General features: G+C 66.3%; 13 protein-coding genes. 12 read left to right on the top strand and 1 reads right to left on the bottom strand.

Annotated features, from left to right (window positions below; all coding sequences use genetic code 11):
- Positions 1–75: 75 nt before the first annotated feature.
- Complete coding sequence (locus tag F9929_RS13475; protein WP_152047134.1) at positions 76–594, bottom strand: metallophosphoesterase family protein; 519 nt, start codon at positions 592–594, stop codon at positions 76–78.
- A 342-nt stretch (positions 595–936) separates the two neighbouring features.
- On the opposite strand from F9929_RS13475, the gene F9929_RS13470 reads away from it, so the two are divergent.
- Genes F9929_RS13470 through F9929_RS13415 form a run of 12 tightly spaced genes read left to right on the top strand, consistent with a single transcriptional unit; the run spans position 937 to position 12,834 of the window.
- Entirely contained in the window at positions 937–1,593 is a 657-nt protein-coding gene (locus F9929_RS13470; RefSeq protein WP_152047086.1) for a cytochrome c3 family protein, read from the top strand.
- Positions 1,590–4,478, top strand: coding sequence for a 4Fe-4S dicluster domain-containing protein (locus tag F9929_RS13465; RefSeq protein WP_235919277.1), 2,889 nt, complete (start codon positions 1,590–1,592; stop codon positions 4,476–4,478). Before F9929_RS13470 ends, F9929_RS13465 begins: the two co-directional genes overlap by 4 nt.
- Positions 4,475–5,815 carry an NrfD/PsrC family molybdoenzyme membrane anchor subunit gene (gene nrfD, locus F9929_RS13460; protein WP_235919276.1) on the top strand — a complete coding sequence of 447 codons (1,341 nt, stop codon included), beginning with the start codon at positions 4,475–4,477 and terminating at the stop codon, positions 5,813–5,815. Before F9929_RS13465 ends, nrfD begins: the two co-directional genes overlap by 4 nt.
- Positions 5,812–6,330 carry a DUF3341 domain-containing protein gene (locus tag F9929_RS13455; RefSeq protein WP_152047085.1) on the top strand — a complete coding sequence of 173 codons (519 nt, stop codon included), beginning with the start codon at positions 5,812–5,814 and terminating at the stop codon, positions 6,328–6,330. Before nrfD ends, F9929_RS13455 begins: the two co-directional genes overlap by 4 nt.
- Positions 6,327–6,842, top strand: a complete 516-nt coding sequence (locus F9929_RS13450) for a c-type cytochrome (protein WP_152047084.1) — start codon at positions 6,327–6,329, stop codon at positions 6,840–6,842. The genes F9929_RS13455 and F9929_RS13450 overlap by 4 nt, the downstream gene beginning before the upstream one ends.
- Entirely contained in the window at positions 6,839–7,882 is a 1,044-nt protein-coding gene (locus F9929_RS13445; protein WP_152047083.1) for a hypothetical protein, read from the top strand. Before F9929_RS13450 ends, F9929_RS13445 begins: the two co-directional genes overlap by 4 nt.
- Positions 7,872–8,387, top strand: coding sequence for a hypothetical protein (locus F9929_RS13440; RefSeq protein ID WP_152047082.1), 516 nt, complete (start codon positions 7,872–7,874; stop codon positions 8,385–8,387). Before F9929_RS13445 ends, F9929_RS13440 begins: the two co-directional genes overlap by 11 nt.
- Positions 8,384–9,172 (top strand): thioredoxin domain-containing protein, encoded by a 789-nt coding sequence (locus F9929_RS13435; protein WP_152047081.1) that lies wholly within the window; start codon positions 8,384–8,386, stop codon positions 9,170–9,172. The genes F9929_RS13440 and F9929_RS13435 overlap by 4 nt, the downstream gene beginning before the upstream one ends.
- A complete protein-coding gene (gene coxB, locus F9929_RS13430) occupies positions 9,169–10,128 on the top strand; it encodes a cytochrome c oxidase subunit II (protein WP_152047080.1) in 960 nt (319 codons plus the stop codon). The genes F9929_RS13435 and coxB overlap by 4 nt, the downstream gene beginning before the upstream one ends.
- Entirely contained in the window at positions 10,125–11,825 is a 1,701-nt protein-coding gene (locus F9929_RS13425; RefSeq protein ID WP_152047079.1) for a cytochrome c oxidase subunit I, read from the top strand. Before coxB ends, F9929_RS13425 begins: the two co-directional genes overlap by 4 nt.
- On the top strand, positions 11,822–12,463 hold the full coding sequence (locus tag F9929_RS13420) for a cytochrome c oxidase subunit 3 family protein (protein WP_152047078.1): 642 nt from the start codon (positions 11,822–11,824) through the stop codon (positions 12,461–12,463). Before F9929_RS13425 ends, F9929_RS13420 begins: the two co-directional genes overlap by 4 nt.
- Positions 12,460–12,834 carry a cytochrome C oxidase subunit IV family protein gene (locus tag F9929_RS13415; protein ID WP_152047077.1) on the top strand — a complete coding sequence of 125 codons (375 nt, stop codon included), beginning with the start codon at positions 12,460–12,462 and terminating at the stop codon, positions 12,832–12,834. Before F9929_RS13420 ends, F9929_RS13415 begins: the two co-directional genes overlap by 4 nt.
- Positions 12,835–12,856: the final 22 nt, after the last annotated feature.

Here is a 12,856-nt window from a genome sequence, read left to right as displayed (position 1 = left end):
GCTTGCCGCTCGTTTGTCCGCCATTGGTCTGAAACCCCGGATTGCCATGCCAAGCGGGGGCGCGGCAAGGCGACGTCAGGTCGCCGGCCCGATGGCCTTGCCCCCTTTTCGCGAGGCGAGAATCTGCGCAAGCGTCACCGGGCGGAACGGAAAGGCGTCGACGCCGACATCGAACTGGCGCGGCATGGGCTTCAAGCGCGCATGGGAATGGCCGTGAAGGTTGATCGCGCCCCGGCCCATGCCGTTCCAAGTGCGAAAGGCGTAGTGGCAAAGAACGAGATGGCGCTCGTCCACCTCGATCTCGGCATAGGCTGCGACGCTCTGCCAGCCGGCAGCGCCATGCGTTTCCGCGTCGTCGTTGTTGCCGTGTATCAGGTGCTTCAGCCCATTGAGCCGGGACAGGAGCGCGGCCTTCGCTTCGCTTGTCCCGCGCGCGAAATCGCCGAGATGGAACACCGTATCCCCTGAACCCACGGCCTCGTTCCAGTTGGCGACCAGCGCCGCGTCGTGTTCTTCGAGGTTGGCGAAGGGGCGGCGGTCGAGACGAAGCACGCGCGGGTCGTTGAAATGCGTGTCGGCGGTGAAGAAGATCATGTCGACGAGATAGGGGAGGAGGGCCGAAGCGCCTCGGCGAAGGGACAACAATCGCCATGTCGACCGCGTCGACGTGGTGGATGGGTGGATCACCAAGGATAGATGTCTGGAACGACAGCGCCGAATGGATTCTCGATCCGAGCCTTCGCAAGGCTCGAAGGGGCAAGTTCCTGTAGCCGTCTACGCTATCGTAACGTGGATTTCGTTCGCCGCCTCGCCTGCCCAGGTTGAGATCATTCCAAACTAGGCCAGTTCCCCTTGTCGAAGGGGGAATGCCGATGTTGAATCAACGAACCTCGCTCGCCGTGCGCGGGCCGGGGCAGGCCGTCTGACCTCCCCCGCATGGCGCAGATTTTCCAGCCGGGAGCGACGACCTATGCCCGCATGGCGCTGGTTTCCCTGGCGCTCGGCCCCTTCGCGCTGGTGATCTTCGCCTATCTCCTGATGGGCTCGCCCTACATTACAGGCCAGCACGAAACGGTCGATCAGGTGCCGCCCTTCAGCCACGAGCATCACGTGCGCCAGCTCGGCATCGGCTGCGCCATGTGCCACAGCCAAGTCGAGAAGACGGCCTTCGCGGGGATGCCCGCGACGCAAACCTGCATGAGCTGCCATTCGCAGATCTGGACCAATGCCGCCATGCTGGCGCCGGTGCGCGAAAGCTTAGGGCAAAACAAGCCTTTGAGCTGGCACCGCGTCAACAACCTGCCGGACTACGTTTACTTCAACCATTCGGTCCATGTGAACAACGGCGTCGGCTGCTCCTCCTGCCACGGCGACGTGACCGCCATGCCGCTGATCCGCAAAGCCGCGCCGATGACCATGGGCTGGTGCCTCGACTGCCATAAGGCCCCGGAAAAGCAGCTTCGGCCAGCCGACGCGATCTACGACTTCCATTGGAAGCCGCCCTCCGATCAGGAGGAAAAGGGCCGCGCGCTCGTCGCCACGCACGGCATCGACAAGTCCCGCCTTCTCGACTGTTCGCTGTGCCACCGATGAACGCGCCCTTCTCACCCCTTGCCGATCCGCTCGACACGATGGCCTCGGCCCCCTTGAACCGCCGCGAGGCGCTGCGCCTCCTCGGGGTGGCGCTCGCGGCGGGCGTCGCAGGCTGCAAGCCGGCGGAAGACATCGTGCCGCTCGTCACCAATCCGACCGGCCTGCCCGCCGGCGAGCCCTTGGCCTTCGCCACTTCCCTGCCGCTCGGCGGCTATGGGCGCGGCGCTCTGGGAATTTCCGTGGAAGGGCGGCCGATCAAGGTTTCGGGCAATGCGCTCCATCCCGCGAGCTTAGGGGCGACCGACCTCTTCGCGGAAGCCGAAATCCTTGGGCTCTACGATCCCGACCGCTCGCGAACGTTGCTGAAAGACGGCGCCATCAGCAATTGGGAAGCACTTCTGGCCGAGCTTCGCCCGCGCCGTGCGGCCTTCGCCCGAAACGGCGGCGAAGGCTTGGGCGTCCTCACCGGCCGCATCACCTCGCCGACGCTGCTGCGCCAGATCGCGGAACTCCGTCAGGCCTTCCCGCAGCTTCGCCATTACCGGCACGAGCCGCTCGGTGACGACAATGCGCGGGCGGGTTCGCTTGCCGCCTTTGGTCGGCGTTTGGACGTGCTGCCGCATCTCACCCGCGCCGATGTGGTGCTCTGCCTCGGCGCCGATCCGTTAGGGCCGGGGCCGGCGCAGATCCGCAACGCCAAGGGCTTTTCGGCCCGGCGAAGGGTGCGGGGCGACAACCGCGCCATGCAGCGCCTTTACGTCGTCGAAAGCGCCTCGACGCTGACCGGCCATGCCGCCGACCATCGCTTGGCCCTGTCGCCCGCCCGCCTCCGCGACTTTGCCGCCTCGCTGGCCGCGCGCTTCGGAGCAGGCGAGGGCGAGCGACCGAATGTGGATGCCGGCTTTCTCGGTGCCGTCGAGGCCGATTTGAAGGCGGCGGGACGCCAAGCGCTCGTTCTCGTCGGCGAAGAACAGCCGCCCGAAATCCACGCCCTCGGGTTCTGGCTGAACCATCAACTCGGCAATTTCGGCACGACCCTCGATCTGATCGAGTCGGTCGACCCGGTGGAGGAAGGGCATGGCGCCAGCATCGGCGCACTCGCGGCCGATATCGAGAAGGGCCAAGTCGACACTCTTTTCGTTCTTGACTGCAACCCGGTTTATGACGGCCCCGGCGATCTCGACTTCTCCGGCCTTCTGCGCCGCGTGCCCTTCGCGCTGCATCTTGGGCTCTATCGCGACGAAACGGCCTACTCCTGCCGCTGGCATGTGCCCGAAAGCCATCCCCTCGAAGCCTGGGGCGACATTCGCGCCGTGGACGGGACGGCCGGCATCGTCCAACCGCTGATCCGCCCGCTTTACGCCACCCGCACCGCCTCCGAACTCCTCGCCGCGCTTGGCGGAAACGAGACGCCCGACCCGCGCGCGATCCTGCGCGAGACTTGGGCGCGCGCCCAAGTCTTGGCGCGGGACGACTTCGAGAACTGGTGGCTGCGCACCGTCGAGGCAGGCGTGGTGGAAGGCAGCGCCAGCCCGGCCGTTCCTCCACCCCGCGCACCAAGCGCGCCCGTCATTTCCGCCGGGGAGTCCGGCGAAGGGGTGGCGCTTCTGATCCACGCCGACCCGACGATCTACGACGGGCGTTTCAACAACAATGCCTGGCTGCAGGAATGCCCGAAGCCCGGCACGCATCTCACCTGGGGCAACGCGCTGCGGATCGGCGAGAAGGACGCCGCGCGTCTCGGGATCGCTGCCGGCGACGCCGTGCGGATCGAACATCAGGGTCGCCATCTCGAAGCGCCCGTTCTTCTGGATAAAGGCATGGCGGAAGGCGCGGTCGCTTTATCGCTCGGCTATGGGCGCGAGAAGACCGGGGCGATCGGCATCGGGCTCGGGTCCAACGCCTATGCGCTGCGCCGCGCCGATGCGCTCTGGGTGCTTTCCGGCGTTTCCTTGTCGCGCGTCGGTACCAGCGAGCCCCTGCCGCTGACGCAGTTCCATCTGACCGAGGAAGGCCGCGACCTCGCGCCCGAAATGACGCTCGCCGATCTGGCGGGCGGCAAGCGCCTTCGCCCGTCCGACGATCCGCCCCCGAGCTTCTACGGCGGGCAGGTCTACGAGAAGACCGACCCCGGCGAAACCGGCCGCCATGCCTGGGCCATGGTGATCGACACGGGCGCCTGCATCGGCTGCAATGCCTGCGTGATCGCCTGCCAGTCGGAAAACAACGTGCCCGTGGTCGGGCCGGACGAAATCCGCGCCAACCGCTCCATGCACTGGCTGCGGATCGATTCCTACGAGAAGCCGGAGGATGAAAACCGCACCGTCTTCCAGCCCGTCCCCTGCATGCATTGCGAGAAAGCCCCTTGCGAGCCGGTCTGCCCGGTCGGCGCTTCCGTCCACGACCACGAGGGCCTGAACGTCCAGGTCTACAACCGGTGCATCGGCACGCGGTTCTGCCAGGCGAACTGCCCCTACAAGGTGCGCCGCTTCAACTTTTTCGGCTATGCGGCCGGCCAGGAATACGCCAATCTGGGCGCCGAGCCGCTGCAGGCGCGCTTCAACCCGGACGTGACGGTGCGCGGGCGCGGCGTCATGGAAAAATGCACCTATTGCGTCCAGCGCATCGCGGGCGCGCGCCAGAAGGCGGAAGGCCAGGGGCGGCCGATGGCCGATGGCGAAGTGGTGACGGCCTGCGCCGCCGCCTGCCCGACGGAAGCGATCCGCTTCGGCGATCTGGCGGTGGAGGGCTCCGGGGTGCGCACCTTGCGCGGTGAGCCGCAGCACTACGCGCTTCTGGAGGAAGTCGGCACGCGCCCCCGCACGACCTATCTCGCGAAAGTCCGCAACACCAACCCGGCACTGGAGGGGGAGGGCGAGCTTTGAGCGACGCGGTTCTCCGGTCCCCGGACCGCTCCTATGCGGGCTTGACGCGCACCGTCGCCGACCCGGTTCTGGAACGCGCGCTGCCGCGCGGCTGGTGGTGGGCCTTCCTGATCGGCCTCGCTCTCACCGCCGTCATGGTCGGCACGATGACGTGGCTCTTTCTCCAGGGCATCGGCATCTTCGGCAACAATACCAGCGTCGTCTGGGGTTATCCGATCGCGAACTACGTCTGGTGGATCGGCATCGGCAATGCGGGAACGCTGATCTCCTGCATGTTGCTGCTGACGCGCCAGAAATGGCGGTCTTCCGTGAACCGCTTCGCCGAGGCGATGACGCTGTTTGCCGCCGCCATCGCGGGCCTTTTCCCGATCCTCCATCTCGGGCGACCCTTCTACGCTTACTGGCTGATGCCCTATCCCAACACGATGGGCGCGTGGCCGCAGTGGAAGAGCCCGCTCGTCTGGGACTTCTTCGCGATCCTGTCCTACCTGATCTTCTCGATCCTCTTCTGGTACACGGGCGCGATTCCGGATTTCGCGACGCTGCGCGACCGCGCGAAGACGAGGGGCGCGCAGGTCGCCTACGGTATTCTGGCGCTCGGCTGGCGGGGCTCGGCCCGCCATTGGGCAGCTTACGAGAAATTCTATCACACCATGGGTGCGCTTGGGCTTCCGCTCGTCGTGTCCGTTCACAGCGTCGTCGGCATGGATTTCGCCGCCGGCCCGATGCCGGGTTGGGCGGAGACGATCTTTCCGCCTTATTTCGTCGTCGGCGCGATGTTCTCGGGCTTCGCCATGGTGGTGCTCCTCGCCGTCGCGGTGCGCGGCTTCCTGCGCGATACCGGCCTCGTGACGATGACCCATTTCGACGCCATGGCGAAGATCATTCTCGCCGGCTCGGTGGTCATGACGCTGTCCTACGCGACGGAGGCCTATCAGGCCTGGGTGGCCGGCGACGAGGCGGATCGCACCGTCGCCGCTTTCGAGTTCACAGGGGCCTATGCCGCCTTCTACTGGGCGCAGATCGCCTGCAACTGCCTGATCCCGCAAGCCTTCTGGTGGCCTTGGGCGCGGCGCAGTATCCCCATGCTCGTGTTCGTCGCGCTCGCCATCAATGTCGGCATGTATCTCGAGCGCATCCTTCTCATCATCAACACCCTGTCGCGCTCGCACCTGCCGTCGCAGTGGAAGCTTTACGCCCCGACCGTCTGGGACTGGTTGCTTCTGTCCGGCTCGCTCGGCTTCTTCGTGTTCCTGTTCTGCCTGTTTCTGCGCTTCGTGCCGGCCGTTTCCATGCACGAGGTGCGCCAACTCGTGCCCGGCGGGGAGGGGCGATGACGAACCGCCTCCTCGCCGAGTTTTCCAATGCCGACCGCCTGCTTCTGGCCGCGCGGCAGACGCGGCAGGCAACGGCTTTCCGCGTTCTCGACGCCTATACGCCTTTTTCGGTGGAAGGCTTGGCCAAAGAGCTCGACCAGCCGCCGCGCCCGAGCGTGAAGACGGCCATGCTGATCGGCGGTGTTGTGGGCGGGCTTCTCGGGCTCGCGCTGCAATGGGTGTCGGTGACTGAAGTTTTGCCTATTCAGGCCGGCGGGCGGGCGCTGGCGAGCTGGCCGGACTTCTTCTTCGCCGTGTTCGAGCTGACGGTGCTGGGCGCGGCGCTCGCCGGCTTCGTGTCGCTTCTCGTGTCCTGCGGGCTGCCGCGCCTCCACCACCCGCTTTTCGCGGTGGAAGGCTTCGAGCGCGCCAGCCAGGATCGCTTCTTTCTCGAGGTCGAAGCCACCGAAACCGCTGCGGCGCGCGCCTATCTCAAGGGCCTCGGTGCCTTGCGGGTCGAGGAGGTGCCGGCATGAGGCGGGCCCTCCTTTTTGTTCTCTGCCTTGCCGGCTGCTCGGGCCAGGAAATGGCGGACCAGCCGTCCTTGAAGACCTATGAGGCGAGCGATCTTTGGGGCACGACGAGCTCCACCCGGTCGCTTCCCGAGGGCGTTGTTTCACGTGGAACAGCGGCGCGCATGGCGGCGATCGCGAACCCGCCGCCGATGACTGCGAAGCTCATGGACCGGGGCCGGCGCCTTTTCGGCGAAGTCTGCGCGCCGTGCCACGGCCTTGCCGGCGATGGCGACGGCATCGTCGTCCAGCGCGGCTTCTCGCCCCCGCCGTCCTATCATTCAGAGCGGCTTCTCGCCGCCGACGCCCGCCATTTCGTCGATGTGATCGGCAATGGCTATGGCGCGATGTATCCGTATGGCGACCGTGTTCAGCCGGAAGACCGCTGGGCCATCGCCGCCTATATCCGCGCGCTGCAACTCTCGCGCACCGCGACGCTTGCCCAAGCGCCCGAAGCGGCGGCGAGGCTGCGATGAGCGCCGTGTTTTCCTGCCTCGCCCGGCTCGACCGCCGTTATCTCGGCCTGATCGCCGCCGGCCTCGTGCTGGCGCTGGCGATCTTGGATCAAGCCGCCGTCATCCGCGGTTTGTTTGCCGGCTTCCTGGTGCTTCTCGCCGTTCCCACCGGCGCGACATTGCTTCTTTTGATCCACCGCCTGACGGGAGGCGAATGGGGCAAGGCTGCGCGCCCGGCGCTTGGGGGAGCAGCCCTTCTTCTGCCCGCCGTGTCGCTCCTGGCCCTGCCGGCGCTGCTTCTGCCGGGCGACGTTTTCCGCTGGATCGCCGATCCGTCGACGATCCGGCACGAGGATGTCGCGCACTGGTATCTGAACGCCCCCGGCCTCGTTCTGCGCTCGGCTCTGACGCTCGGGCTCTGGAACGTCCTGGCGCTTCTGGCGGCTCTCGCGCCCCATCGCCTGAGCAAGGCGCTGGCGGGCCTCGGCCTCTTGTTGTTCGGGCTGACGGTCAGCACCGCCGCCATGGACTGGGTGCTGCTTCTCGATCCGCGCTTCAAGTCCACCGCCTTTGCCATGAGCTGGTCGCTCGCCTTTCTCCTTGCGGGCGCGGGATGGGTGGCGGCATCGGGCGTCGGTGGAAAGGCGACGGGCGACATCGCCAAGCTTCTCGTCACCTTCGCCCTCGGCCTGCTTTACCTCGACCTCATGCAGTTCCTCGTCGCCTATGACGGCAACCTGCCCGATCAGGCCGCGTGGTACCTGCGCCGCGCAACGCCGTTTGGAGTGACGGCGATCGGCCTCGTGTTCGTGTCGGCCGCGCTTTTGCCCTTCGTGGCCTCGCTGAAAGGCGATTGGCGAAACAGCGCCCGCATTCAGCGCATCGTGGGGATCAGCGCGATCCTCGGCACGGCGCTCCGCACCCTTTGGTGGACCGCGCCGGAATGGCAGCCCGGCCCCGTCTTCTGGGCGAGCGTCCTCCTGTCGGGCGTCGTCGCGCTCGGGTTGGCGCAAGCTCTTGGTCGAGCGCGCATCAGGGGAGGGCGTCTCCATGCCGTCTGAACCGACCCCTCCCAGCCGTGCGCGCGGGTTCTTTGCCGGCCTCGGCCAATCGCTTGCCCATGCCGGCCGCACCCTTGTCGAGCGCCTCATACCCCGGCGCGGCCAGCCGGAATCGCCGGATGTGGCGACGGGCCACGTTCTTCTTCTTCTCGCAGGATGGGCGGGGTTCATGGCGCTCTCGCTCGCCGGCTTCGGCTGGTACACCGCCGCGCGCGTCAAGCTTTCCTCGCCCTCGCAGGACGTCCATGTGCTGCCCGCTCCGCGGCTTCAGGTCGACCCCGCCGCCGACTACGACCGGCTGACCGACATGCAGGCGAAACGCCTGTCGAGCTATGCCTGGGCCGATCGAACGCAGGGCCGGGTGCAGATCCCGGTGGAGCGCGCGATGGAAATCCTCGTCGGGCAAGGGGCGGGCGCCTTCGCGCCGCTGGCCGCTGCGGCTCCCGACGATGCGCGAAGCCGCGCCGTCAGGGCTGCGACCGGGCTCAAGGAGGGCGTGCGATGATGCGCTCTGGGCTTCTCGCCTTGGCCCTTCTCGTCGCCTCGCCGGCCATCGCCGCGCTCGGGCCCGGCACCTTGAACGCCGTGTCGCTCGAACCCGCGCCCGGCGCGCGGCTGTCACTCGACGCGAGGCTGTCCGAGAACGGCCGAAACACGACGCTTGGGTCCCTTCTTCGCCAGTACCCCGCCTCGCTGCTCGTTTTCGCCGACTACACCTGCAAGAGCGTCTGCGGGGCCGAACTGTCCATCGCCGCCGCCTCGCTCGCCTCACCGGAACTCGCCGACGTGAATGCCGGCCTTCTCGTGGTCGGGCTCGATCCGAAGGATGACGCCGGGGACGCTGCCCGAATGCGTGGGGAAACATTGGGCGGGACCTCGCCGGACCTCCAGGCGAAAGCGCATTTCCTCCAGTCGGACGCCGCGACGATCGCGCAACTGACGAGCGAAGCGGGCTACGGTTATCGGTACGATGCGGCGGAAGATCAGTTCGCCCATCCCGCCGCGCTTCTGGTTCTGCGATCCGACGGGCAGGTGGGCCGCGCGCTCGCCGGCCTTTCCCTGATGCCGGAGACGCTGCGCAGGGCGCTCGTGGAAACCGGCGACGGGCGCATCGGCACGCTTCTCGAACGCGTGGCCTTGCGCTGCTACGCCTTCGATCCGGCGACCGGCCTCTACACCGCCGACATCAAGGCGATCCTGCGCATCGCGGCGCTTGGCACCGTTTTGGCACTTGCCGGTCTCGTGCTTCTCCTCCTCCGCCGTCGGCCGCATGCGGGAGCCGCGCGATGAACGGCGAGTCGATCTTCTGGCTTCCCGCCGCGAGCGTTCAGGGCCGCGCCACGGACACGCTGTTCTTCGCGCTTCTGGCCCTATCGGCCTTCATCTTTTTCACCGTTCTTGTCCTCATCGTCACCTTCGCCGTGCGCTACCGCCATGGCTCCGGCGCGCCGCGCGGCGAGATGCCGGCCTTCGCCCGTCGCGAATTCGAGATTGGCTGGACGGCGGCGACCTTCTTTCTCTTCATCTTCCTGTTCTGGTGGGCGACGACGTCGCAGTTCGCCACCTACGACGCGCCGGCTGACGCGATGGAGGTACACGTCACCGCCAAGCAATGGATGTTCAAGACGCAAAGCCCTTCCGGCCCGCGCGAGATCAACGCGCTCCATGTTCCCGTCGACACGCCGGTGCGCCTCGTGATGACCTCGGAGGACGTGATCCATTCCTTCTGGGTGCCGGCCTTCCGCTTCAAGCGCGACATCATCCCCGGCCGCCTCACGCAGGACTGGTTCCAGGCGGATAAGGTCGGCAGCTATCACCTCTTCTGCGCCGAACTCTGCGGCACCGACCATTCGCAGATGATCGGGCAGGTCGTGGTGATGACGAAACCCGACTATGCCGACTGGATCGCGCGCCAGCCCCAAGGCGACGATCTGGCGACGGAAGGCGGCAAACTCTTCGTCCAGCTCGGCTGCGCCGGCTGCCACGGGGGCCGCGCCGCCGTGCGCGCCCCGAATCTCGCCGGCATCTTCAACCGCGAGATCCCACTCGCCGATGGCAACCATGTTCTCGCCGACGAGCGCTACATCCGCGACTCGATCCTCCAGCCCCGCCGCGAGGTGGCCGCCGGCTTCGAGCCGGTCATGCCGAGCTTTGCGGGCGTCGTTTCCGAAGACGAGCTGACCAGCCTCGTCGCTTATATCCGATCGCTCCGGGTCTCGGGCACCACAGGGGAGGCCGTGCGATGAGCGAGGCGATATTCGAGCCCGCCCGCCGGCAGGCGCCGCTCGGGGATACGAGCGAAGGCAGCTACCTGTCGGCCGGGCGGAGCCTCCGATCCTGGCTTCTCACCACCGACCACAAGCGCATCGCACTCCTTTACTTCGGCTCCATCACCTTTTTCTTCTTCGTCGGCGGCATCGCCGCGACGCTGATCCGGCTGGAACTGATCTCGCCGGAAGGCCGCTTCTTTTCCAACGACGCCTATAACCGCCTGTTCACGCTACACGGCGTGGTGATGGTGTGGTTCTTTCTCGTGCCTTCCATCCCGACGACCTTCGGCAACTTCCTCCTGCCCCTGATGATCGGGGCGAAGGACATGGCCTTCCCGAAGCTCAACCTCCTGTCGTGGTATCTCAACATGATCGGCGGGGTCTTCGTGATCGCCTGCCTGATCTTGGGGGGCGTCGACACGGGCTGGACCTTCTACGCGCCCTTCTCCTCGCTCTTCTCCAACGGCTATGTGGTCCTGGCGGCGGTCGCCGTCTTCGTGTCCGGCTTCTCGACCATCGCGACGGGCGTCAACTTCATCGTCACGATCCACGTTCTTCGCGCGCCCGGCATGACCTGGATGCGCCTGCCGCTCTTCGTTTGGACGATGTACGCGACCGCGCTCGTGATCGTGCTCGCGACCCCGGTTCTCGCCGTCTCGCTCCTTCTCATCATGGCCGAGCGCCTGTTCGGGCTGCCGATCTTCGATCCGGCCAATGGCGGCGATCCGGTGCTCTTCCAGCACCTCTTCTGGTTCTACAGCCACCCGGCCGTTTATATCATGGTGCTGCCGAGCTTCGGGGTGATCTCGGAACTCATCGCTTGCTTCGCGCGCCGCCGCGTCTTCGGCTACACGGCGATGATCTACGCCATCATGGCCATCGCTATCATCGGCTTCTTCGTCTGGGGCCATCATATGTTCGTGGCGGGCATGTCGCCCTTCGCCGCGATCATGTTCTCGTTCCTGTCCTTCGTGGTGGCCGTCCCTTCCGCCATTAAGACCTTCAACTGGACCTTCACCCTTTATCGCGGCCAGATCTATTTCGAAGCGCCGATGCTCTACGCCCTCGGCTTCATCGGGTTGTTCGTGATCGGGGGATTGAGCGGCCTCTTCACCGCCTCGCTGCCCGTGGATATCCACGTCACCGACAGTTACTTCGTGGTGGCCCATTTCCACTACATCATGGTGGGCGGCGCGGTGTCGGCCTTCTTCGGGGCGCTGCATTTCTGGTGGCCGAAGATCACCGGCCGCATGGCGCCGGACGGATGGGCGCGCTTTGCCGCTATCCTCATGTATTTCGGCTTCAACTTCACCTTCTTCCCGCAGTTCCTGATGGGCTATCTGGGGATGAACCGGCGCTATCATCACTACGCGCCGGAATTCCAGATCTACCACGTCACCTCCTCGGCGGGGGCGGCGGTGCTGGCGGCGGCCTATGCGCTGCCGATCTTCTATCTCACCTGGTCGCTGCGCTACGGCAAACGCGCCGAGCCGAACCCCTGGGGCGCGACGGGCCTCGAATGGCAGACGACCTCGCCGCCACCAAAGGACAATTTCACGAGGATTCCCGTCGTCACGCAGGAGCCCTACCGCTACCATCCCGAAAAGGAAGCCCCCGGCCACGAGGGCACTGAGCGCCGCCAGCCCCATGATCCGCAGGGGACGGTGGCATGAGCGCCGAGGCCGGTCTCAACGAGCCCTTCGAGGATATCGAGCGCCAGCGCTTGTCGGCGGCGTTCGGCATGTGGGTGTTTCTGGCGAGCGAGGTCCTGTTCTTCGGCAGCCTTTTCGCCGCCTTCACGATCTATCGCCACCTTCACCCGGACGAGATGCTCCAGGCCGCGCGCGAAACCAATGTCGTCTTCGGCAGCGTCAATACCGCGATCCTTCTCGTTTCCTCCGTCACGATGGCGGTGGCCGACAAGGCGGCGGAGAAGGGGCTGAAGCGTCAAACCGTCTCTTGCCTCGTCATGACCGCCCTTCTCGGCCTCGCCTTTCTCGTGGTGAAGGGCTTCGAGTATAAGGAAGACATCGAAAAGAACCTTCTGCCCGGCGCCGATTTCCGTCTGGGCCAAGGCCCGGCCGAGATCTTCTACGGCTTCTACTGGACGATGACGGGCGTCCACGCGGTGCATCTGACTATCGGCATCGTGACGGTGCTGCTCGTCGCCTGGCGCGTCCGGCGCGGGAGCCTCGCGTTCAAGGACAGCGCCACGCTTCCCGTTCTCGGCCTTTACTGGCACCTCGTGGATATCGTCTGGATCTTCCTTTACCCGCTGCTTTATCTCGGCGGTCGGGCGGGGCCGGCATGAGCGGGCGGGCGGAAGAAGGGGGCTTGGCGCTTTGGCGCCGCAGCGTCCTGATCGGCGCAATGCTGATCCTTCTCCTCGGCCTCACCCTCGTTCTCGCCTATGTGCCGATGGGCGCGTGGAACGGGCCGGTTTCCTACGGCATCGCGCTCGCCAAGGCGCTTCTCGTGGGTTTGATCTTCATGAAGCTGAAGAACTCGCCCGCGATCCTGTCGCTCGCAGCCCTCGCCGGCCTGTTCTGGCTGGCGGCGCTCTTCACCATGACCTTCACCGATTATCCGTTTCGGCAGGCCGGCGAGCGACCGAGGACATTTCCGGAAGCCGCCCCCGCCGATGCCCCGCCGACGGTGGGCAGCGGTTTGCCGCCGCGTTGAGGGCGCAGGTGACGCCGTCTTG

This window comes from Aureimonas psammosilenae (genome assembly GCF_009176975.1).
Lineage (GTDB): Bacteria > Pseudomonadota > Alphaproteobacteria > Rhizobiales > Rhizobiaceae > Plantimonas > Plantimonas psammosilenae.
The sequence above is the reverse complement of the archived record's forward strand: the minus strand, read 5'-3'. Positions and strand labels throughout refer to the sequence as shown.